At 58.8% G+C, this 22,420-nt stretch carries 23 protein-coding genes; 7 read left to right on the top strand and 16 right to left on the bottom strand.

Annotation, left to right across the window (positions count from 1 at the left end; all coding sequences use genetic code 11):
* Nucleotides 1-151 precede the first annotated feature (151 nt).
* Nucleotides 152-1,849 carry an L-aspartate oxidase gene (gene nadB / locus HUW35_RS17930; protein ID WP_255463374.1) on the top strand — a complete coding sequence of 566 codons (1,698 nt, stop codon included), beginning with the start codon at nucleotides 152-154 and terminating at the stop codon, nucleotides 1,847-1,849.
* Nucleotides 1,850-1,865: 16 nt separating this feature from the next.
* Here the strand turns inward: nadB and HUW35_RS17935 are convergent, their stop codons facing one another.
* Nucleotides 1,866-2,372: a protein YgfX gene (locus HUW35_RS17935; protein WP_370464605.1), complete on the bottom strand. Its 507-nt coding sequence runs from the start codon at nucleotides 2,370-2,372 to the stop codon at nucleotides 1,866-1,868.
* Nucleotides 2,347-2,592 (bottom strand): succinate dehydrogenase assembly factor 2, encoded by a 246-nt coding sequence (locus HUW35_RS17940; RefSeq protein WP_181253575.1) that lies wholly within the window; start codon nucleotides 2,590-2,592, stop codon nucleotides 2,347-2,349. Before HUW35_RS17940 ends, HUW35_RS17935 begins: the two co-directional genes overlap by 26 nt.
* Nucleotides 2,593-2,708: 116 nt before the next feature.
* Here HUW35_RS17940 and HUW35_RS17945 point away from each other — a divergent pair, with 116 nt between their 5' ends.
* Nucleotides 2,709-3,761 carry a folate-binding protein YgfZ gene (locus HUW35_RS17945; protein ID WP_181253576.1) on the top strand — a complete coding sequence of 351 codons (1,053 nt, stop codon included), beginning with the start codon at nucleotides 2,709-2,711 and terminating at the stop codon, nucleotides 3,759-3,761.
* Between the two features lie 20 nt (nucleotides 3,762-3,781).
* Here HUW35_RS17945 and ung read toward each other — a convergent pair whose 3' ends face one another.
* From ung to HUW35_RS17970, 5 genes are all read right to left on the bottom strand, one after another.
* Entirely contained in the window at nucleotides 3,782-4,507 is a 726-nt protein-coding gene (gene ung / locus HUW35_RS17950) for a uracil-DNA glycosylase (protein WP_181255785.1), read from the bottom strand.
* Nucleotides 4,508-4,566: 59 nt separating this feature from the next.
* Complete coding sequence (locus HUW35_RS17955) at nucleotides 4,567-5,151, bottom strand: uracil-DNA glycosylase family protein (RefSeq protein WP_255463376.1); 585 nt, start codon at nucleotides 5,149-5,151, stop codon at nucleotides 4,567-4,569.
* 37 nt (nucleotides 5,152-5,188) lie between these two features.
* On the bottom strand, nucleotides 5,189-6,172 hold the full coding sequence (locus HUW35_RS17960) for a hypothetical protein (RefSeq protein ID WP_181253577.1): 984 nt from the start codon (nucleotides 6,170-6,172) through the stop codon (nucleotides 5,189-5,191).
* 74 nt (nucleotides 6,173-6,246) lie between these two features.
* Nucleotides 6,247-6,729, bottom strand: coding sequence for a YajQ family cyclic di-GMP-binding protein (locus HUW35_RS17965; RefSeq protein ID WP_181253578.1), 483 nt, complete (start codon nucleotides 6,727-6,729; stop codon nucleotides 6,247-6,249).
* Nucleotides 6,730-6,807: 78 nt separating this feature from the next.
* The gene (locus HUW35_RS17970) at nucleotides 6,808-7,344 is read right to left on the bottom strand and encodes a YaeQ family protein (RefSeq protein ID WP_181253579.1); all 537 of its coding nucleotides are present in this window, start codon (nucleotides 7,342-7,344) and stop codon (nucleotides 6,808-6,810) included.
* A gap of 96 nt (nucleotides 7,345-7,440) precedes the next feature.
* Between HUW35_RS17970 and HUW35_RS17975 the strand changes: the two genes are divergently transcribed.
* The 4 genes from HUW35_RS17975 to HUW35_RS17990 are packed head-to-tail and all read left to right on the top strand — an operon-like array spanning nucleotide 7,441 to nucleotide 10,367.
* Nucleotides 7,441-8,070, top strand: coding sequence for a LemA family protein (locus HUW35_RS17975; RefSeq protein ID WP_181253580.1), 630 nt, complete (start codon nucleotides 7,441-7,443; stop codon nucleotides 8,068-8,070).
* A 15-nt stretch (nucleotides 8,071-8,085) separates the two neighbouring features.
* A complete protein-coding gene (locus HUW35_RS17980; RefSeq protein ID WP_181253581.1) occupies nucleotides 8,086-8,841 on the top strand; it encodes a YgcG family protein in 756 nt (251 codons plus the stop codon).
* A gap of 29 nt (nucleotides 8,842-8,870) precedes the next feature.
* Entirely contained in the window at nucleotides 8,871-9,479 is a 609-nt protein-coding gene (locus tag HUW35_RS17985) for a TPM domain-containing protein (RefSeq protein ID WP_255463377.1), read from the top strand.
* A 39-nt stretch (nucleotides 9,480-9,518) separates the two neighbouring features.
* Nucleotides 9,519-10,367, top strand: coding sequence for a PDZ domain-containing protein (locus HUW35_RS17990; protein ID WP_181253583.1), 849 nt, complete (start codon nucleotides 9,519-9,521; stop codon nucleotides 10,365-10,367).
* A gap of 108 nt (nucleotides 10,368-10,475) precedes the next feature.
* Here HUW35_RS17990 and lysS read toward each other — a convergent pair whose 3' ends face one another.
* Entirely contained in the window at nucleotides 10,476-11,969 is a 1,494-nt protein-coding gene (lysS, locus tag HUW35_RS17995) for a lysine--tRNA ligase (RefSeq protein ID WP_181253584.1), read from the bottom strand.
* A 305-nt stretch (nucleotides 11,970-12,274) separates the two neighbouring features.
* Nucleotides 12,275-13,370, bottom strand: a protein-coding gene (gene prfB, locus HUW35_RS18000; RefSeq protein ID WP_181253585.1) for a peptide chain release factor 2 whose coding sequence is annotated in 2 segments (ribosomal slippage) — nucleotides 12,275-13,297 and nucleotides 13,299-13,370 — 1,095 coding nt in all. Because the reading frame shifts where the segments join, the coding sequence is not laid out codon by codon here.
* 230 nt (nucleotides 13,371-13,600) lie between these two features.
* Here prfB and HUW35_RS18005 point away from each other — a divergent pair.
* Nucleotides 13,601-14,785, top strand: coding sequence for a pectinesterase family protein (locus HUW35_RS18005; RefSeq protein ID WP_219932620.1), 1,185 nt, complete (start codon nucleotides 13,601-13,603; stop codon nucleotides 14,783-14,785).
* A gap of 27 nt (nucleotides 14,786-14,812) precedes the next feature.
* Here HUW35_RS18005 and HUW35_RS18010 read toward each other — a convergent pair whose 3' ends face one another.
* The 7 genes from HUW35_RS18010 to HUW35_RS18040 form a co-directional block, all read right to left on the bottom strand.
* Nucleotides 14,813-15,202, bottom strand: a complete 390-nt coding sequence (locus HUW35_RS18010; RefSeq protein WP_181253586.1) for a MerR family transcriptional regulator — start codon at nucleotides 15,200-15,202, stop codon at nucleotides 14,813-14,815.
* Nucleotides 15,203-15,283: 81 nt separating this feature from the next.
* The gene (locus tag HUW35_RS18015; RefSeq protein ID WP_181253587.1) at nucleotides 15,284-15,808 is read right to left on the bottom strand and encodes a hypothetical protein; all 525 of its coding nucleotides are present in this window, start codon (nucleotides 15,806-15,808) and stop codon (nucleotides 15,284-15,286) included.
* 87 nt (nucleotides 15,809-15,895) lie between these two features.
* The gene (locus HUW35_RS18020) at nucleotides 15,896-16,522 is read right to left on the bottom strand and encodes a LysE family translocator (protein ID WP_181253588.1); all 627 of its coding nucleotides are present in this window, start codon (nucleotides 16,520-16,522) and stop codon (nucleotides 15,896-15,898) included.
* Nucleotides 16,523-16,547: 25 nt separating this feature from the next.
* A complete protein-coding gene (locus tag HUW35_RS18025; protein ID WP_181253589.1) occupies nucleotides 16,548-17,459 on the bottom strand; it encodes a DMT family transporter in 912 nt (303 codons plus the stop codon).
* Between the two features lie 76 nt (nucleotides 17,460-17,535).
* A complete protein-coding gene (recJ, locus tag HUW35_RS18030; RefSeq protein ID WP_181253590.1) occupies nucleotides 17,536-19,266 on the bottom strand; it encodes a single-stranded-DNA-specific exonuclease RecJ in 1,731 nt (576 codons plus the stop codon).
* Between the two features lie 97 nt (nucleotides 19,267-19,363).
* Nucleotides 19,364-20,755: a threonine synthase gene (thrC, locus tag HUW35_RS18035; RefSeq protein WP_181253591.1), complete on the bottom strand. Its 1,392-nt coding sequence runs from the start codon at nucleotides 20,753-20,755 to the stop codon at nucleotides 19,364-19,366.
* Nucleotides 20,756-20,841: 86 nt separating this feature from the next.
* Nucleotides 20,842-22,149, bottom strand: coding sequence for a homoserine dehydrogenase (locus HUW35_RS18040; RefSeq protein ID WP_181255788.1), 1,308 nt, complete (start codon nucleotides 22,147-22,149; stop codon nucleotides 20,842-20,844).
* Between the last annotated feature and the right edge of the window lie 271 nt (nucleotides 22,150-22,420).

Consider the following 22,420-nt stretch of genomic DNA (forward strand, 5'->3'; position numbering starts at 1 on the left):
ACTCCCAACCGCGGCCCCGGGGCAATTCCGCCCGGAGTCCAGGATTATTCTGTTGTGTCCAAGACACCGAAATTTGGTCATAAGTTCCTGACAAATCGGTAATTTTTGAAGATGGCGTATACTACGCGCCCCTCAACACGAATAAAACTCCATGAGCGAAGAGGCGAAATTACCCTTGAGCACCGACGAGAGCATCAAAACCAGCACCGGCGAGACGGCCCACACGAACCACTATGACTACGACGTGCTGGTTATCGGCAGTGGCGCCGCAGGCCTCACCCTGGCCCTGCACCTGGCTGCGCGCCACCGCGTGGCCCTGCTCTCCAAACAACGCCTGCGCGATGGCTCCACCTGGTTTGCCCAGGGCGGTATCGCCGGGGTACTGGACGAGTCGGACTCGGTCGAAGCCCACATAGCCGATACATTAGATGCAGGTGCCGGACTCTGCCACCCGGACGCGGTGCGCTTTACCGTGGAAAACAGCCGGGACGCCATTCACTGGCTGATCAACCAGGGGGTGGACTTCACCCGCGAGGACGACGGCGACTACCACCTTACCAAAGAAGGCGGACACAGCCAGCGACGCATCATCCACAGTGCCGACGCCACTGGCCGTGCGGTGCACAGCACCCTGATCGAGCGGGTGCGCAACACGCCCAATATTGACTGTTTCGAACACCATATTGCCCTCGACCTGATCCGTCAGCCGGATTCTGCCACGGGCAGATTCCGCTGCGCCGGAAGCTATGTCTACAACAAAAAAACCGAGGAAGTTGAGGTCTTCCAGGGCCGCGCGGTGGTACTCGCCACCGGTGGCGCCGCCAAGGCTTACCTGTACACGAGCAACCCGGACGGCGCCAGCGGCGACGGAATTGCCATGGCGTGGCGCGCCGGTTGCCGGGTGGCGAATATGGAATTCAACCAGTTCCATCCCACCTGCCTGTACCACCCGAAAGCCAAATCGATGCTCATTACCGAAGCACTGCGCGGCGAAGGTGCGCAGCTGAAGCTGCCCAACGGCGAACGCTTTATGCACCGCTTCGACAAGCGCGGCGAGCTGGCACCTCGCGATATCGTCGCGCGCGCGATCGACCATGAGATGAAACGCCTGGGGGCAGACTGTCTGTATCTGGACATCTCCCACAAGGACGCGGATTTCGTGCGCGAGCACTTCCCCACGGTATACCGCAAGTGCCTGGAGTACGGCATCGACATCACCAGGGAGCCGATTCCGGTGGTGCCTGCAGCCCACTACACCTGTGGCGGTGTGATGGTCGACCAGAACGGTCGCACAGACCTGGACCAGCTCTACGCCATCGGCGAAACCACCTTCACCGGACTGCACGGCGCCAATCGCCTGGCCAGTAATTCGCTGCTGGAGTGCGTGGTCTACGCGCGCTCCGCGGCCATGCACATCGACGCGACCCTGGGTGAAATATCCGCACCGCGACCGGCACTGGCCTGGGACGCTTCCCGCGTCACCGACTCCGATGAAGACGTGGTTATCTCACACAACTGGGATGAACTGCGGCGGTTCATGTGGGACTTTGTCGGCATCGTGCGCACACGCAAACGCCTGCTGCGGGCCGAACACCGGGTGAAACTGCTGCAACAGGAAATTCTCGAGTTCTACGCCAACTACAAGATCACCAGTGACCTTATTGAACTACGCAACCTGGCGGTGGTTTCTGAATTGATCATCCGCTCCGCGCTCGACCGGCGTGAGAGTCGCGGATTGCACTATTCCCTGGACTATCCGGGCCTGCGGGAACTGGCCATGGATACCATTCTGGTACCGGAGAACTTCGCCAACCAACGGCCGTTTATCGACCTGCCCGGCCAGGCTTGATCCACCCCTTGCCGCGCTAGCGAGAGAAACGCAGTGCCACCAGCAACCGGCGCCAGTCATCGGCGTCGGCGCTATCCCGGCACAAAACCAGGCGCACTCGACGGCCGTCGAGATCGCGGCCGTTGATCACGATCAACCAGCGCCACAATGTCAGTTCACCAGTGAACCTGAACTCCCGCCTGGCTCCCCCCCTGGCCTGCCAGTACCAGCGTCGTTCGGCGGTGGACAGCCGTCCGACACCACGCAGCAGGCGTCGCCATTCAAGCAGGGCAAATGCCAGGATCGCCGGGATCATCAGGGCAACAAACATCCAGGGAAGACGGGAGAAGCCAACTAGCAGACAGCTCTGGATCGCGAGCAATACCAGAGACGTCTGTAGGACGCGGGACGGTGTGAAGTCACAGGCCAGCCTGGCACTGCGTTCACCAGGTGATCGGGAGGGTTTCGCAGCGCCATCCCTTACCCGAAAGCCGGAGGCCGCGCTGCGAACAGAGGGATCAGTCCTGCAGACCGGTGTTGTCACGGATGATCTGCACGATTTTCTTCAATTCCGGATCCTCGGGATCTTCCCGGCGCAGGAACCATGCAAACAGGTCCTGGTCCTGCTCATCCAGCAGCCTGACATAACGCTGTTTGTCCTCTTCGGAAAGCGTCTCGTAAACATTTTCCAGAAACGGCAGCAGTACCAGATCCAGCTCTAACATGCCGCGGCGGCTGGCCCAAAACAGACGGTTGCGATCCATACTTCTTTCTCAAAGCCAAGTTGCGAATTGCCCGCAGTATACCGGTAGTTGAAATCCCGCGGCAAAACCCCAGATACTGCACCACACGAAACAGCGCCAAAGGTAGTAAGTTCAGCATGGATCAACAGCAGTGGCAGGATTATCTCAGCAGCCAGGGAGCCCAATGGATTGACGGCGCAGCCGAATTCGATACTGGCACCAGTACCGACTTGCAGCTGATCGACCTGAGCCCAATGGGCGCCATTTCCATTGTCGGACCCGACAGCCAGAAGTTTCTGCAGGGGCAGCTCACCTGCGATCTGGTAAACCTGCCCGACGAACACCTAACACTCGGCAGCCACTGCAACCCCAAGGGACGTATGATCAGCGCCTTCCACGCACTGAAAATTGACCAGAGCGAGTTTGTCCTGTTCCTGCCTCGAGACCTGACCGCCATTGCCCTTGCCGCGTTAAAGAAATACTCGGTCTTCTTCAAGGCCGAACTGACCGACATCAGCGACCAGCAGCACTGGTTCGGCCTCGTCGGCCGCGATGCCGGCCCGGCCTGCAGCCAGCTGCTGAATCTGTCGAACAGTACCGAGTCCGACCTGGTACCCGGCCAACTACGCACCTTCGATCACAATGGCCACCGCGCTCTTGCAGTCTGTGTGAGCGAGCGCAATGTAGTCGTGCAACTTCCCACTGAACAGGCGCCGGACCTGTGGCAGAAGTTGACCGCAGGCCCCGCAGTGGCCGGCAGCTACAACAAATGGCAACAGCAGTTGATCGAGTCCGGGCTGCCACAAGTACACCATGCCACCAGCGAAAGCTTTATCCCACAGATGCTGAACCTGCACCTGCTGGGCGGGGTAAGTTTCAAAAAAGGCTGTTATACGGGGCAGGAAGTGGTTGCACGCATGCAATACCTGGGCGCCGCCAAGCGACGCATGTATCGGGCGACAATTGATGGAAAGTCGCTGCCGCAGCCCGGCGACGAAATTTTCATCCCGGGTGGCAGCTCAAGTATCGGCAATCTGGTGCAGGCGTGTCGCTCTGGAGAAGATATCGAGGTGCTGGCGGTACTCACCAAAAGCAAAGTGGCCGATGGCGAACCACTGCAGCTCAAAGACGGACGCGTACTCGAGCTACAGGAACTGCCCTACGACGCGGATGCCGACCCACTTACCTGACGCAAGCGATATAAACCGCGCTATCCAATTTCCACGGCTACCCGGCGCAGCTCACTGGCTGCTGGCAGCGCCCAGTTGATGGGCGCTTCACCCCGCTGCTGGAGGTAGCTATTCGTCTGGGAAAATGGCCGGGTACCGAAAAATCCCCGGTGCGCGGACAATGGAGATGGATGGGGGCCTTTCAACACCAGGTGCTTGCGGCCATCGATGAAACTGCCTTTTTTCTGCGCGTAGCTACCCCAAAGGATAAACACCACGCCCTCGCGCTGCTCCGCCAGCGCATGTACCGCGGCGTCGGTAAACTGCTCCCAACCGCGCCCCTGGTGGGCGCCCGCCCTGCTCTCTTCAACGGTCAGGGTCGCATTCAACAACAGTACCCCCTGCTCCGCCCAGGGCTGCAGACATCCGTGATTGGGCGGCTCAATACCCAGATCCGACTGCAGTTCCTTGTAGATGTTTTTCAAGGACGGCGGAACCCGCACGCCCGGCATGACCGAAAAACACAGGCCGTGTGCCTGACCCGCACCGTGGTAGGGGTCCTGCCCCAGAATGACCACTTTTACCTGATCGAACGGCGTTGAATTAAAGGCGTTGAAAATCTGCCCGCCAGGGGGAAAAATGCTTTTCCCCGCCTGCCTCTCTTCCAGCAGAAACTGTCGCAACTCTGCCATATACGGCTTATTGAATTCCGGCTGCAACACAGAAAACCAACTGGGGTGAATTTTGATATTGCCCGGAGCCTGCATAACCTGATCATCCAGTTTCAATCGACTGGAAACCGCGCTCGGTTTCAGCCGGATAACTTCTATAAAAATTTGTGAATTTGAGTGCGCAGCGCCGGCACCACTTCCTCATCGAACCAGGGGCGGCGTTTCAACCACAGGGTATTGCGAGGACTGGGGTGCGGCAGCGGAAACAGGCTGTGAGGCAGCGCATCCGCATAGTGGCGCACATTTTCGGTAATGCTGCCATACCAGTGCGGCAGATAGTAGCGCTGGGCATACTGGCCGATCAGCAGGGTTAGCCGGATATTCGGCAGCTGCTCAAGTAGCTGGCGGTGCCAGGCAGGTGCGCATTCCGGCCGCGGCGGCAGGTCTCCGCCCTTGCCGCGTCCGGGATAACAGAAGCCCATGGGTACGATGGCGATGCGAGATTCATCGTAGAAAGTATCGCGGTCCACCTGCAACCAGTCGCGCAGCCGATCACCGGACGGGTCATTCCAGGGGATGCCGGTCTCATGGACCCGGGTGCCCGGCGCCTGCCCGACAATCAATAACTTTGCCGAGCGCGCGGCACTCAAAACCGGTCGGGGCCCCAGGGGGAGGTACTCTTCGCACAATCGACAGCCGCGCACCTCTTTCAGCAACAGCTCAAGATCGCGCTCGCTCACAGCGACCTCACTAGTAATCCATGCACTGAACCACCCCTTACTCGCCGGGCGCGGCAGGAAACGCCAGCTGCATGAGCAGGCCACGGCTATCCTGCGGCGCGGCCGCGCGCGTCACACCGTTATTGTCTAGCACCACGAAAATCCCGTCCCGGTTTACCGCAAGCCCTTCGCCCTTGCCGAACCGGGTCTTGCGATAGGCGTATTCTTCCCCCTCTTCCACATGCCGGTACTGAATACACCAGTCCGCTTCGAGGGTATCGATGTCTCGCCGACACACTGCAAACGCATTGCGCTCCAGGGTAAATAGCGACCCGTCGTAATAAGCCAGCGCGGTCAGGTCTTCCGAGCGACCGCGAAAGTCCAGGCCAGGCACCGCTGGCACCAGATAAAATCGCTGCCCGACACGGTCGCCCGCTGCAAGCTTTAGCAGCCCGCGCGGTTCCCGCTCCAACGCCACCCAGAAATCGTCGGCAACCTTGACCAGACCTTCGCTCTCTGCGTTGAACAGCTGCAGAAAGCCGCGCTTTCGCGCGGACTCGGACCAGCGCACGGGCAACCAGTGCCCGGCGTTATCCTTCAGATCAAGCCGGGCAATACGATTGTACCGCTCACTCAACAGGTAAATGCCCGTGTCGTCACAGGTAATCCCTTCAAAATCCATGCTGAGTGATTTGCTCGCGTAATGCAGTGCCCGCGCCTTTGCCGTAACCGGCTGATCGCCGGGCAGCGGTGGACGGGAAAAGTTCGCGAAAGAGGAGAGTTGCACAGACCTGCGTCCGGGCTCGGGATAAAGCCGATAGATCTGCTCGGACGACTTGTCCGCAACCGCGAGCAGATCGCCGTTACAGAAACTCAGGCCGGAGACATCCAGCCCTTCGCTGCCATCGATCCACCAGGCGTGCAGTAACTGCGCGGGCATCACCGGTACCGGTCCGATATCCGGAACTTTCGATGCCCCTACCGAGGCTCCGGTAGCAAGCGCCGTCAATATGCCCACACCCACGACTGCGCTGCTACACATGCGGCGTATGAACCTGGTAAGAACTGGCAAACTATCCCCCGCGCAATCGCATCTGGTCGAGGTCGGGAAATGACTCAGTCGCGGAAGTTATTGAACTGCAACGGCTGCTCCAGCTCTTTACCCCGCAACATGGCGATCACCTGCTGCAGGTCGTCTCGCTTCTTGCCGGTTACCCTGACTTGGTCGCCCTGAATAGACGCCTGCACCTTGAGCTTTTCCTCCTTGATGATCTTGACGATCTTTTTTGCCAGCTCTTTGTCGAGGCCATTTTTCAGGGTGACCGCAACTTTCACCTGCTTGCCGGATTGCTCCTCGTCGCCCACGTCCATGGCCAACGGATCGATGTCACACTTGATCAGGGCCGCACGCAGCATATCCACCATCTGGGTCACCTGCATTTCCGACTCGGCGCGGAGCGTCAGCGCAAAGTCCGACATTTCCACTTCGGCATCCACGCCCTTGAAATCAAAACGATTGGTGATGGTGCGATTCACCTGGTCCACCGCGTTAGTCAACTGGTGTTTATCTACTTCGGATACGATATCGAAAGAAGGCATTATCTGGCTCCACTTACAAATTACTAACTTCAAATTGGTCGACAAAGCGCCCGCAGCTGTGCGGGCAACATGAAAATTTTATTTCCAGCGCTGGGGCAGGACTTCTACATTCTGGTCGGCGGCGGCCAGCCAGAGGTGCCCATCCTGGATGGTGACACTCAAATCCATATTGCGCTCCGCCAGCGCCGCCAGTTGTGCGCACTGTTCGGCGGGCAGGAAAAACACCTGCAGATTGTCGAAGCGGGCGCAGGCAGATTCCATCTTCTGCCACCACACCGGGGCGGTGCGCTGCCCGTAGGCATATACCATGACGTTTTGCGCGCGGCCACAGGCCTTGCGCACGCGATCTTCCGCAGGCACCCCGACTTCAATCCAGGTTTCAATTTCACCGCTGAGGCTGTGCTGCCAGAGGTCCGCTTCGTCGTCACTGGACAGCCCGCGGGTAAATTCCAGCTGCTCACTGGCATTGTGGGCGAAGGCCAGCAGGCGGATCATCATACGCTCATCGGTTTCGGACGGATGCCGCGCCACGGTGAGCAGATGCTCCCCGTAATAATCCCGATCCATATCGGCGATCTGAAGCCTGGCTTTGAATATGGTAGCTTTTAATGCCATTACTGCTCTCTGATTAGGTTGGCAGGACGAACTTGCCGGATGCCGACAGATTGGAGACTATTATTGTCTTGTTCAGGACCAACATGGATGAATGGAATGAATTCTGCACTCTCAGGCAAACCGAATTTTTCCCTGCGCCGGCTGTGGCAAACCCTGCTGCTCTCACTACTGGTTTTCGGCCTGAGCGGCTGTGGCATCAACAATATTCCCAGTTACGATGAAAATGTGAAGGCCGCCTGGGCCCAGGTACAGAACCAGTACCAGCGCCGCGCAGACCTGATTCCCAACCTGGTGAAAACCGTCAAAGCCTATGCCGCGCACGAGCGGGAAACCCTCGAAGCGGTTACCGAGGCGCGCGCCAAGGTAAGTTCGATGCAGGTAGATTCCGGGATCATTAACGATCCGGCCAAGCTGCAGCAATTTGAGGCAGCACAATCCCAACTCAGCAGCGCCCTGTCCCGCCTGATGGTGGTGGTGGAACGCTACCCGGATCTCAAGGCCAACCAGAACTTCCTCGCACTGCAATCCCAGTTGGAAGGCACAGAAAACCGCATCAGTGTGGCCCGCCGGGATTATATCGCCGCGGTGGAACGCTACAACCGCGAAATCCGCACCTTCCCGGGGCGTATCTGGCACAGCATCCTGTACAGCGACATGCCCATTCGCGATACCTTCGAGGCTACCAGCCAGGATGCTGACAAGGCGCCTGAAGTCGACTTCCAGTAACCAGCGGGGCCCTGCATGACGATCCGACGGATCGCCCTACTTCTGATCCTCTGTCCGGCCCTTGTGTGGGCCGGCTTTGCGGTTGCCGAAGTCAAATTCCCGCCGCTCAGCGGGCGCGTGGTGGACACTGCCAACCTGTTGAGCCAAAGCACCCGCTATCAGCTCACAGAGATGCTGCAACAGCAGGAGAAAGAAACCTCCAACCAGATCGTCGTGGTCACCCTTCCCGACCTTCAGGGGCTAACGATCGAAGAATACGGCTACCAGCTGGGCCGACACTGGAAAATCGGCCAGAAGGACAAGGACAACGGCGCCCTGCTGATCGTGGCGCCGGCGGAACGCGAGGTGCGTATCGAGGTAGGTTACGGGCTGGAAGGTGCACTCACCGATGCCCTGTCTTCGAATATCATCCATACCAAAATCCTGCCCCAGTTCCGCAACGGCAATTTTGATGGCGGCGTGACCGCGGGCGTCGAGTCCATTATCGCGGCGATCAAAAATGAATATGTAGCAGAGTCTACGGAGTCCAACGAGAACCGCCGGCTCGCGCTACTGGTCGGTATTTTCCTGCTGTTTGTCATGCTGCAGATATTTGGCGCATCGGTACTCGGCGCGCCCGCCGGGGGCAGCAATTACCGCCGCGGGCGCTACGGCGGCTACTATGGCGGCGGCGGTTTTGGCGGCGGCTACGGTGGTGGTGGCGGCTTTGGCGGTGGTTTCGGCGGAGGCGGAGGCGGCTTTGGCGGCGGCGGCGCTTCCGGCGGCTGGTAATACAGACCAGGGTCACACGGAATATGACGATGCTCAATGCAAGCGAAAGACGCAAACTTACCGAAACCATCAAGGAGGTAGAGTCGCGCACCGATGCCGAGGTGGTTACGGTGCTCGCGCGCCAGTCCGACAACTACCTGTATATCTCGACCCTGTGGGCCGCATTCCTGTCCCTGTTGCTCGCGCCTCTGATGCAGTTCCTGCCCTGGTGGATCGAATACCAGCAGGCATTCACCCTGCAGTGGATCCTGTTCATCGTGCTCGCAGTGCTGTTCCGCTGGCGACCGCTCACCATGAAGCTGGTGCCGAAAAAAGTACGTTTCTGGCGCGCCTCCAATCTTGCCCGCAGACAATTTCTCGAACACGAGCTCCACAGTACCAAGCACCGCCTGGGGCTACTGATCTTTGTCTCCCAGGCAGAGCACTATGTCGAAATTCTCGCCGACCGCGGCCTCGCGGAACAGATTACCAATGAGAGCTGGCAGGAGATCGTTGAGAATTTCATTCACGAGGTCAAAAAGGGCAAAACTGGCGAGGCCTTTGTGCACTGTGTAGAAAAATGTGGTGAACTACTCGAGGAAGCCGCCCCCGCCACGACCATCAAGAACGAACTACCCAATCACCTGGTACTCCTATAATTTGCTACTAACGGCAAACCGAAGTCGATTGGTGACCCCATGATGTTGCGCAAATACACCCTCCCCCTGGCGGCCCTGTCCCTGCTCGCAGTCGGCGCGGCCGTAGGCCAGTGGATAGGTTCTGACTCCCCCTCCACACCAGCAATTTTTGCTAGCCAGCCCGGCGCGCCCAAGGGAAACCTGGGAGAGCGGGTACAACAACTGGAAAAGACGCTCGAACAGACCCTGAAAATTCAGGGGCAACTGCTGGAGCTGGTCAATGAACTGAACAGCAGATTCGAGCCCGGCGAGGGGGAAGAAGGGACCCGGCACGCAGGTATCGCCTCCACGCAGCACGATATGGTTTCCAGCGAACCGCCGCAAAACCATCACCAGAACCGCTACGATCGCATGCGTGAAAACCAGATCCGCCAGCTTACCGAAGAGGGATTCAGTCCCGAGCGCGCCGCTTTTATCGTGGATAAGCAGGAGCGTATTCAGTATGAACAGATGCAGTTCAGCTACGAATACCACCACATGAAGGACAAGCGCTCGCCGGAGGCCAAGGCCCTGCAGGAAAAGATGCAGACCTACAGCAACCCGCGCCGGGTATTCGAGAATGAGCTGACGGATGCAGAATTCGAACAGTACCTGCAGGCTTTTGGCGGGCGAACGGAAATGGAAATTGGCGACCTGCTGGACGGCACGCCGGCGCATGAGGCGGGCCTGCGACCCGGCGACAAAATAATCCGCTACAACAACGAGCGTATCTACCATATGGGCGACCTGCGCACCCAGGTCTACCAGGCCAAGCCCGGGACCTCGGTCGAGGTGGAGATTCAGCGCAAGGGAAGCTCGGCCCCGGAAACCATCTATCTCCCCGCGGGCCCGCTCGGTATTCGCGGCTAGCGCTGGCAGCTTCCCTTACATCCACAAAAAAGGCGATGGTCACCGACCATCGCCTTTTTTTTGTTTTTTGCTGGCTCTTGGTTTCGCGAGCAGCGCTTTCCGTGAAATTTACTCTGCAGAAACTTCCGGGCGCATATGCGGGAACAGCAGTACGTCGCGAATGGAAGGAGAATTGGTCAACAGCATTACCAGGCGATCGATACCAATACCTTCACCAGCGGTCGGCGGCAGTCCGTATTCCAGCGCGCGGATATAGTCGGCATCGTAGTGCATGGCTTCATCGTCACCGGCATCCTTCTCAGCCACCTGCGCTTTGAAGCGCTCTGCCTGATCTTCCGCATCATTCAACTCGGAGAACCCGTTGGCGATTTCGCGGCCGCCGACGAAGAATTCAAAGCGATCGGTCACGAACGGGTTATCGTCGTTGCGACGCGCCAGTGGCGAAACTTCGGTCGGGTATTCGGTGATGAAGGTCGGCTGGTCGAGACGGTGCTCAACGGTTTTCTCGAAAATTTCAATCTGGATTTTGCCCAGCCCCCAGATATCCTTGAGCGGAATCTCCAGGTTTTGCGCAACCTTCTTAGCGCTCTCAATATTGTCGATATCGGAGGCTTTCAGTTCCGGGTTGTATTTGAGGATCGAGTCGAACACGCTGATACGGTCGAACGGCTTGGCAAAGTCATAGCTGCTGTCCTGGTAATTGACGGTGGTGCTGCCAAGGACGTCGGTGCAGATGCCGCGGATCATGTTTTCGGTGAGATCCATCAGGTCGTTGTAGTCCGCGTACGCCTGGTAGAACTCGAGCATGGTGAACTCGGGGTTATGGCGCGTGGAGAGACCTTCGTTGCGGAAGTTGCGGTTGATTTCATACACGCGTTCAAAGCCACCGACTACCAGACGCTTGAGGTAGAGTTCCGGCGCGATACGCAGGTACATGTCGATGTCGAGTGCGTTATGGTGGGTCACAAACGGACGCGCGGTGGCACCGCCGGGAATGACCTGCAACATGGGGGTTTCCACTTCCATGAAGTGGTTGTTATTCAGGTAGCTGCGGATGTAGCTGATCACTTCGGAGCGAATACGGAATACGTCGCGGGATTCCGGGGTGGCGATCAGGTCCACGTAGCGCTGGCGATAGCGCATTTCCTGGTCTGCGATGCCGTGGAATTTCTCCGGCAGCGGACGCAGGGCTTTGGTGAGCAGGCTGTACTCTTCGCAGTTGACGTAAAGGTCGCCCTTACCGGATTTGTGCAGCTGGCCTTTTACACCGACGATGTCGCCGATATCCCAGGTGCCCCAGCGTTCTTTGATGCCTTTCTGCGCGGTTTTGTCGGCGTACAGCTGGATGCGGTCGGTGACGTCCTGGATGACCATGAAGGGGCCGCGCTTGGCGAGGATACGGCCGGCAACGCAGGCGGTATTGCCTTCGGTTTCCAGTTCTTCCTTGGATTTTTCACCAAACTCTTTTTGCAGGTCGGCGGCGAGGTTTTCGCGGCGAAAGCTGTTCGGGAAGGCGTTGCCCTTCTCGCGCATGGCACTCAATTTGGCGCGGCGCTCGGCGATCAGTTTGTTTTCGTCTTGCTGAGTTGGTGTGTTGCTCATGATCTATCACATGTCTTTAGGTGTGTTTCGGACTTCGTAACTCTCGGGAGTTCTTGGTTGGAGTCCGTGACGGCGGAACATCGGCTATTCCGTTTCGATTAAATTGCCGGGAGCAATTTAATACAGCGAAGCTGGCCGAAGGGCCAGGCACATGGACGTGCCCGGTAAAACCGCTGTAAATACGTCCATGTACGCTGCGTCGGCGACGTCCCTGTCGCCGACGCTTTCGAAACTTAATCCCCGGCACTTGCCCTTCGCTTCCTACCAAATTACTTCGTTAGCAGGATACGAAAGCAAACTAGACCTTAGAGGCCTGCCTTCAGGCTCGCTTCAATAAACTGATCCAGGTCCCCATCCAGCACTGCCTGGCAGTTGCTGGTCTGAACGCTGGTGCGCAGGTCTTTGATGCGCTGGTCGTCCAGTACGTAGGAGCGGATCTGGCTGCCCCAGCCGATGTCGGATTTGCTCTCTTCCATCGCCTGCTTTTCGGCATTGCGCTTCTGCATTTCCTGCTCGTAGAGTTTTGCCCGCAGCATCTTCCAGGCTTTATCGCGGTTCTGGTGCTGGGAGCGTTCACTCTGACAGGCAACGACGATGCCGGATTCGATATGGGTCAAACGCACGGCAGAGTCGGTTTTGTTCACGTGCTGACCACCGGCACCGGAGGCGCGGTAGGTGTCTTCACGCACCTGGGATTTGTCCACTTCGATCTCGATGTTGTCGTCGATCTCGGGAGAGACGAAAACGGAGGTGAACGAGGTGTGGCGGCGGTTGCCGGAGTCGAACGGGGATTTCCGTACCAGGCGGTGTACGCCAGTTTCGGTGCGCAACCAGCCGAAGGCGTATTCGCCCTGGAAGTGGATGGTGGCACTTTTGATGCCCGCAACTTCGCCAGCAGAGGCTTCTTCCAGGGTGGTTTTGAAGCCGTGGGCTTCGCCCCAGCGCAGGTACATGCGCAGCAGCATTTCGGCCCAGTCCTGGGCTTCGGTGCCGCCGGAGCCGGCCTGGATATCCAGATAGGCGTTGTTCGCGTCGGTTTCGCCGGAGAACATGCGGCGGAACTCGAGAGTTTCCAGCTGCTGCTGCAGGCCTTCGAGTTCGCTGGCGACTTCCGCTACGGAATCTTCATCGTCCTCTTCCACGGCCATGTCGAGCAGCTCGCGGCAGTCGCTGATGCCACTGTCGAGGTCATCGATGGTCTTTACCACGGCTTCGAGGGAGGAGCGTTCGCGACCCAGGTCCTGGGCGCGGTCGGGGTCGTCCCAGACACTGGGCTCGGCCAGTTCCAGTTCGACTTCGGTCAGGCGTTCTTTCTTGCCAGCGTAGTCAAAGATACCCCCTAAGAACGTCGGTGCGCTCTTCGAGGTCTTTCAGCTGGTTGAGAAGCGGATTGATTTCCATAGATGCGTCGGCTTCTGTCGGTTAAATCGGGCGCGCATTCTACCTCAGGCAGCCCCGAGAAATAAGGGGGCAAGCCACCGGCGCAGGTGTTTGGCCGCAACTGCCTTCGAGTCGCTGGCCGATGTCCAGTGTAGACGCGATGGCATCTTGAGACGCCGGCGGCGACAGCGCTAGAATGGCCTGACCAAAAATGATAACGATCAGACCAATTTTTGAACGGAGCTGATGTCATGGCGACGAACACCTACCCTTCCCCCACCCTTGCTTCTCGCTTGTCGAGTGGTGTCCCTATGCTCTCCCGGGCGCGAACCGGCCTTGTGCGCCTACTGGCAGTCCTCGCGGTCTCTGGCTGTACGGAGGCCCAGCAGCGGAAGTACGACGCGGTAGTTGCGGCCACATCCGGGGATATCGCACTGGCCAGCTACCCCACCATCGCGGAGGCCCTGGCACAGGCTCCAGCGCAGGGCGATGAACCGTACGTAATTTATCTCCCTGTCGGGCAGTACCGGGAAAAAGTACTGGTAGATAAACCCAACGTGCACCTGGTTGGCGCCGACCGCGACAAGACGGTCATCAGTTACGGTGACTACGCGGGTATGCCGGCCCCCGATGCCGAACCGGGCTCGGGCGTAACGATGGGTACCTTTGCCACCGCGACACTGACAGTGGAAGCAAAGGACTTCCGCGCGGAAAACCTGACCATTGAAAACAGTTTCGACTTTCTCGCCACCGATGCCCTGCCCAAAGATCATACCGACAAGATCAATGGCACACAGGCGGTCGCGCTGGAAACCGGCGTTAACAGCGATCGCTCCGCGTTTCGCAATGTGCGCCTGCTGGGCTATCAGGACACGCTGTTTGTCCAGGGAGGACGCAGTTACTTCGTGGACAGCGTGATCGAAGGCAACGTGGATTTTATCTTTGGCGCAGGGCAGGCACTGTTCGAGGACAGCGATATCGTGACGCGCCCGCGGGGTACGAAACGGGAAAATGTGGGTTACGTGACGGCACCGAGCACCGATATCAGCAACGCGTTCGGACTGGTATTTCTAAACTGCAGGCTGCTGAAGGCACCGGGTGTGCCCGCCAGCTCATCTCCGCTTGGACGCCCCTGGCACCCCACGACGACCTTCCCCGATGGCCGCTATGCGGACCCGGATGCCATTGGTGCCGCGGTGTTTATCAATTCCTACATGGATGACCACATCACTGCAGACGGCTGGGCGTCCATGCGCGGCACCAGTAGAGACGGCAGTAAAAGTACGGTATTCACACCGGAAAGTGCGCGATTCTTCGAGTATCAAAGCCACGGCCCCGGCGCCAAGCCACACCCCCAGCGACGTCAGTTGAGCGATGCGGAAGCGGAAACCTATACCCGCGATCGCATTCTGGCGGGCTGGCAACCGTCTTTCTGAACGGCCATATATCCACGCGCCAGCGCTTTATTCGCCGCTGGCGAGATGATCCAGAATGCCGCATTTGGGCGAGTCGTCTCCGGCACAGGCGTCAGCGAGCCCTCGCAGGCTGCTGCGCATCGCCCTGAGACTTTCCAGCTGCTGCTCAACCTGTAGCAGCTTTTCTTCCACCAGCAATTTGGCATCGTGACTGCGTCGATCGGGGTTTCGATACAGCGCCAACAGCTCCCGTACCTCCTCAACCGTAAAGCCACAGGCCCGGGCGCGCTGGATAAACTGCAGCGTAGCCACATCGGACTGGCTGTACTCCCGGTAGCCATTGGGATTGCGCTGCGGTACGAGCAGATCAATCGACTCGTAATACCGCAACGCTTTTGCCGTAAGCCCCGCACGCTGGGCCGCTTGTGAAATATTCATGGTGAACTCCTCACAGCAATCCTGTCCATTTGCAGAAATTCTGGAGGTTACCGTAAGGGGAAGGTCAAGACGGCAGCCGGGCTAGCGCTGCTGCGGCGCACTGCCCGAGGTTGCCTGCGCGCAATCGGTAAACTGGTACTGGCCTTCCTTGGCCGGATCGAAACCCAGCTCCAGCGCCGCGTCGAGGAAGCTGGCGGGTATCCGATGCATCAGCACGTCGCCGGTGGCACCACCACATACCGCGGGATACATGCGATCGGTTCGCACTGCGCAGCGGGATTCCTGCACCCTTATGCCATTCTGCGCCAGCTCTGCACCACTGGCAGCGAGGCTTTTGCCGCCGCCTTCGCACTGCTTGTTACCCCGCGCTTCCATCACCCACAGGCTCTGATTGTCCTGCACAGGCTGACTGGCACCAGCGTCTGCGCCCGCCGCATCCTGTCCGGGCTGCTCTGCCCCGCCCTCGGGCTTCTGCTCACCTACAGACCCGCTTGAGGTCTCGCTTTTAGACTGAGTTTCCGGCGCTTGCTTTTGCGAAGAATCACACCCACCGATCGCCATCAAGCACACGGCCGCAATGGCGACTCTTAGCCATGTATGACACATAAAGCTCTCCTTTTGCCGAATTTCCATTTCTAAACCCGCTTTACCGAACTCTCAGGCTCTCCCGCCCGTGCGCGAAACCTGCATGTTTCAGCTTAGCGCGAGCCAGCCACCGACGCCGAGCATCAATGTGCCGGCAATCCGGTTCATCAGTCGCACATTTTCACCCTGGTGCAGCAAGCGACTCAAAGTGCGACCGCCACTGGCATAGATCAGCATACAGATAAACTCCAGCGCCAGAATGATACACAACAGTACCACCATCTGCGGCAACAGCGGCTTCCCCTGATGGATAAATGGCGGCAGCAACGCGATAAAAAATGCCCACCCCTTGGGGTTTGCCACCGCCGTGAGAAACCCCTGGCTAACCAGGGACCATCGGGGAATTGCCGGCTGCTCACCACTCGAGGGTTCTACCAGAACCATGCGCCCGCGCGCACGCCACATCTGGATGCCCAGGTACGCCAGATAGGCGCCACCACAGTATTTGAACACCTGAAAAGCTGCCGGGTACTTGAGCATGAAACCGGCGACACCGAGCACCGCAGCAATGGCCACCAGCGCCACACCCCACAATTCACCGAGCATCATCCACAAGGTCCGACGCACACCAAACGCCATTCCCATGGTGAGCGCCAGGGTCATGCACATTCCCGGGGTTATGGAGACAAAGAAAAACGTCGGCACAAACAGTGCGAGCAGAGACCAGTCCAGCATTCGATACTCCTCAATTGCATCCGGGTCAGTGATGGGTGCCCTGGTGGTTCCCAAAATGGCTGACGAACATGCCAGCGAGCATCAGGCCACAACCAATCAGCTCGCGCCCGCTCAGCATTTCATTCAGGAACAGCCAGCCCGCGGCCACGGCAAACACAGACTCCAGGCTCATGATCACCGTAGCGTGGGACGGAGCCGCATTGCGCTGCCCGAGCAGCTGAAAAGTGAAGGCGATCGCGGTGGAGAAGATCATCATGTACGCAATCGGCCAGGCGGCATCCCAGGCCGCCTGCACGGTAGGCTGCTCCACCATCAGTGAAGCCACCGCAGACAGTACCCCACACACCAGAAACTGGATTGCAGCCAGTCGCAGCGCATCGTAGCGGTGTACCAGATAGTCCGCAGAGAGCACCTGTATCGCAAACACAAAGGCACTGGCAAACACCATCAGGTCGCCGATCAACTGCGCCTCTTCGGAGAAGTCCGCAAGCCAGTACAGCCCAATCAGTGCCAGGGCCACCCCACCCCAGGTCCAGCGGTTGGTCCTGTGGCCCAGGGACAAACCGATAACCGGCACCAGCAACAGATAGAACCCGGTAATAAACCCTGCCCTTCCCGCCGTGGTATACAACAGGCTGGCCTGCTGCAATGCCGCACCAAGAAACAACCAGAAACCAAGCACAGCGCCGCCCGGCAGGCATTTACGCCAGCGATGGCTTACCGGTGTGCCGTCCTGTTCGCCGGGCTGTACATCCCGGCGCGAAGAAAGCCAGTAGACAATGGGGACCAGCAAAAGCCCGCCCAGGAAGAACCGCCACGCGTTGAACGCCAACGGCTCTATATGCTCCATGGCAATTTTCTGCGGCACAAACGCGAGGCCCCAGAAAAGTGCTGCCAGTAATAACAGAAGCTCGGCTCTCGCCTGTTTTTGATTCATACCACTCACCGGGAAGTAGCGGGCACACCCATCGCGCCCGCTGATAGAAATAATTTGGGAAACCCGCTGATGATGCTCAGAGGGGATGGATATGGCTGACCATCAGCTGCAAGGACTGCCGCCCGCGAAACTCATTGATATCCAGCTTGAATGCCAGCTGGACTTTCTCCACCTGGGCCGGCCAGAAGTCCGTATCGATGTTGAATGCAATAGCATCCAGCGCCTGTTGTGGCGCGGCCACGGGTGCAACCACCATTTTCAGGTGCCGCTCGCCGACGATACGCTGCTGTAACAGCAGGAACTCGCCATCGAATTCCGGCTCCGGGAACGCCTGCCCCCAGGGTGCACAGGCGCGCAGTATCGCCGCGGTCTCCATGGAGAACTCCTGTGGCTGCAATTCGCCATCTGTCTCTATCACCGCCTGCAATTGCGACTCATTGAGACGCCGGCGCACTGCCCGCTCGAAAGCCTCGGTAAACGCCGGCAGGTTTTCCGCCGGCAAACTCAGCCCGGCAGCCATGGCGTGGCCGCCAAATTTGCTGATCAATTGCGGGTGGGTCGCCGCCACATCACTCAGCGCATCGCGAATATGCAAACCGGGAATAGAACGCGCGGACCCCTTGATCAGATTATTGTCACCATCGGCAAACGCGATCACCGGACGGTGGAATTTTTCCTTGATACGGCTGGCGAGAATCCCTACCACTCCCTGGTGCCAGGCGCCGTCATACAGGCACAGGCTCCAGGGCAAACCCTCTTCCGCAAGCTGCAGTTTTTCCAGTGCCGCCATTGCCTCCCGCTGCATGCCCGCCTCGATCGCCTTGCGATCGCGATTGAGACTGTCGAGCTCCGCCGCCAGCTCGCGGGCTTCTTCCGGGTCCCGGGTCAACAGACAGCGGATGCCTGTACCGATATCGTCCAGGCGACCCGCCGCATTGATACGCGGCCCCAGAATAAACCCGATATCCGTGGTCGACAGGCGCGCACGATCCCGCCCCGCCACATCCATTAGCGCCTGGATACCCGGACGGCAGCGACCGGCGCGGATTCGCGCGATCCCCTGATGCACCAGCACACGGTTGTTGTGATCCAGTGGCACCAGATCCGCCACGGTACCCAGCGCCACCAGGTCCAGGTACTCCGCCATATTGGGCGCGGGGATACCGGCTTCCTCGAACCATCCCCGGGCCTGCAATACACTTTTCAGCCTGCTCAGCAGATAGAAAATGACACCGACCCCAGCGAGATTCTTGCTCGGGAAGTCGCAATCGGGCTGGTTGGGATTGACGATGGCATCCGCGTCGGGAAGCTCACTGCCGGGAAGATGGTGATCGGTCACGATGACCTTGAGGCCCGCTTCGCGCGCGGCGGCCACCCCATCAATGCTGCTGATGCCGTTATCGACGGTGATCAACAGGTCTGGATTGTATTCCCGCGCCACCTCGACAATTTCCGGGGTCAGGCCATAGCCGAACTCAAAGCGGTTGGGCACCAGGAAGTCCACCGGTCCGGCACCGAGCGCCCCCAGAGCCAGCACTGACAGGGTGCTGCTGGTGGCCCCATCGGCATCGAAGTCGCCGACGATCAGGATTTTCTCTTGACCGCGCACGGCGTCCACCAGCAGGTTGACCGCCGCCTCGACCCCGCGCATGGAAGCGGGACTGTGCAATCGTGTCAGTTGATGATCCAGCTCGTCATCGCTGGCGACGCCGCGCCCCAGCAATACCCGCTGCAGAATCTCTGGTGTAGAGGAAGTAAAACGGCCAGAGGACAAATCCACTGGCCGTCTTCGAATAATCGCGTTCATCGCATCCGGTCGCTGTCGGTTTTATGGTTCCTGAGTTTACCGGTATTCCCCGGCAAACTGCCATTCTATCGCCGACCGGCTGCGGCTCAAGCAGCGCTTAGCCCAGAGCGCTTGAGATAAAATCGTGTACCGCAGAAAGGTCGTTTTGCAGAACTTGCATCCGCTCCTCCCGTTGCAGCAGGTCCTGCATATGGTGGGGCAGCGGAACCTGGGTACCCGGCAGCGCCTTGTCCACGGCCTCGCTGAATTTGGCCGGGTGCGCCGTTGCCAGGCACACCATCGGCTCGGCCTTGGATTTGCGTGCGCGCCGCCCTGCTTCCACGCCGATGGCGGTATGCGGGTCCAGCAGGTATTCGGTGGACTCGAACACCTCGCGAATCACTTCAACAGTGCGCTCGTCCCCTACCCGCTCGGAGGCAAACAGGGTACGGGCTTTTTCCAGAACGCTGTCATCCAGCTTCAGCGGCGCGCTGCGATCTGCCAGCAGCTCCGCTACTGACTCGCCATTGCGATCGTAGAGATCAAACAGCAGGCGCTCGAAGTTGCTGGACACCATGATATCCATACTCGGTGACAGGCTGTGCACCAGCGGCTTGGGTGAGTGGTCGTTGGCACTGATACAACGGTGCAGAATATCGTTGGCGTTGGTGGCGATCACCAGCTGGTTGATCGGCAGGCCCATACCCCGCGCCAGGTATCCGGCAAAAATATCCCCGAAGTTGCCGGTCGGCACAGAGAAATTCACCGGACGGTACGGACCACCGAGACTCAGCGACGCGTAGAAGTAATAGACGATCTGGGCCATGATCCGCGCCCAGTTGATGGAGTTCACCGCAACCAGGCGGCGGCCATCGGGCAGGAAAGACTGATCCGCAAAGCTGGCTTTGACCATATTCTGGCAATCGTCGAAATTGCCTTCCAGCGCGATGTTGTAGACGTTGTCCGACAGCACCGTGGTCATCTGCTTGCGCTGCACCTCGGATACCCGGTTGTGCGGATGCAGGATGAAGATGTCGATGTTCTCGCAGTGACGGCAACCCTCGATCGCTGCAGAACCGGTATCCCCGGACGTGGCGCCCAGCACTACCACTTTTTCGCCGCGCTTTTTCAGCAACAGGTCGAACAATTGCCCCAGGAACTGCAGGGCGAAATCCTTGAACGCCAGGGTCGGCCCCTGGAACAGTTCCATCACCCACTCGTTGTGATCGGTCTGCACCAGCGGCGCGATCGCGGTATGGCGGAAATTAGCGTAGGCGCGGTCGATGATGCCGCGCATTTCGTCTTCAGTAAGATCTTCGGAGACGAACGGCCACATAATGCGGAATGCCAGTTCCCGATAATCCAGCCCCGCCATCTCCGCAATTTCTTCGCGGCTGAAGGTGGGCAGTTTTTCGGGAACATAAAGCCCGCCATCGCTGGCGAGGCCTGTGAGAACGGTATCGGCAAAGCTGAGAGACGGCGCGCGGCCGCGGGTGCTGACAAATTTCACGGTGTTGTACTGATCTGAATAATTCTTGATAGGGGGAATGAGGTGGGCGCAGCGCCCACCTCAAATACATAAATTGCTGAATCGGATCAGCCGAGGGTCTCGACGCGAATGCGGACCACAGGGCTCTGGATGCTGTCCAGCGCCTCGATCTGGTTGACCGCCTCTTGCAGCTGCGCTTCACGCGCGCGGCTGGTCAGTAGCACCACCGGCACCAGCTCTTCATCTTCCGCCGGCTCGTGCTGGATCAGTGCCTCGATACTGATGCCCTGATCACTACAGATTTTTGCAACCTGAGACATGACGCCCGGTTTGTCGAACGCAGAAATACGCATGTAATAGCTGGTCTCGGCCTCAGACATGGGCAGAACATCGTCCAGATTTCCCTGGCTGTCCTGGGTCACACCCGCTAGCGGCACGCGCTGGTCGGGGCGCACATTCAAGGTACGCGCCACATCGACAATATCCGCAATCACTGCAGAGGCCGTCGCCTCGGCACCAGCGCCGGCACCGTAATACAGGGTCGGCCCCACGGCATCGCCATTGACCAGCACCGCGTTCATCACACCGTTCACATTAGCGATCAGGCGACGCTGGGGAATCAGGGTCGGGTGTACGCGCAGTTCCACACCATCGTTGGTGCGCCGCGCAATACCCAGATGCTTGATACGGTAACCCAGTTCATCAGCGTACTGGATATCCTCTTTGGCAACACCGCTAATCCCCTCGGTGTACACCTTGTCAAATGCCAGCGGCACGCCGAAGGCCAGCGACGCCATGATCACCAGCTTGTGCGCTGCGTCGATACCTTCCACGTCAAAAGTCGGATCCGCCTCGGCGTATCCCAGTGCCTGGGCCTGGGCCAGCGCCTCGTCAAAACTGCGACCCTTCTCGCGCATTTCGGTCAGGATGTAGTTGCCGGTTCCGTTGATGATCCCCGCCAGCCACTGGATGCGGTTACCGACAAGACCTTCGCGCAGGGATTTGATGATCGGGATGCCACCGGCGACTGCGGCCTCATAGGCAATGGTGACGCCCTTGTCGGCGGCTGCAGCAAACAGTTCGTTGCCGTGCTCGGCGATCAAAGCCTTGTTTGCGGTAACCACGTGCTTGCCGTTGGCGATGGCCGTAAGCACCAGTTCACGGGCCACGGTGGTGCCTCCGATCAGCTCAACTACAACGTCGACATCGGGGTTGTTGACCACATCGAATATTTCGCGGGTGACGTTCAGGCCACTGGTATCGCAATCCGGGTTATCACGTCGCGCGCCAATCTGGACGATCTCTACAGCGCGGCCACAGCGCGCAGCGATTTCCTCACAGTTCCGCGCCATGACATTGACCGTACCGCTACCTACGGTCCCGAGACCACAAATACCGATACGTACCGCGGGCAGGCTGCCCACAGATTTTGAATTTTCTACTACCTTGGTGGCTTCGTCGGCAAATGCGCTCACAACATCCCTCCGCGCATGACTCTTATGGAACACAGCGCAATAACTGGCGTTTAAATCAAAAAAAGGTCGACAACCTTACTGAGATCGGGGGGAAATTGTCAATTAAATTGCGCAGAGCGGTCAAATATCCACCGCCGCGCTACTCCACCCGTATCCCATAATGCAGAAGGCCGGCAATTGCCGGCCTTCTCAGGGTCATTCCGTCGGTACC

The organism is Microbulbifer sp. YPW1, assembly GCF_013367775.1.
Taxonomy (GTDB): Bacteria; Pseudomonadota; Gammaproteobacteria; order Pseudomonadales; family Cellvibrionaceae; genus Microbulbifer.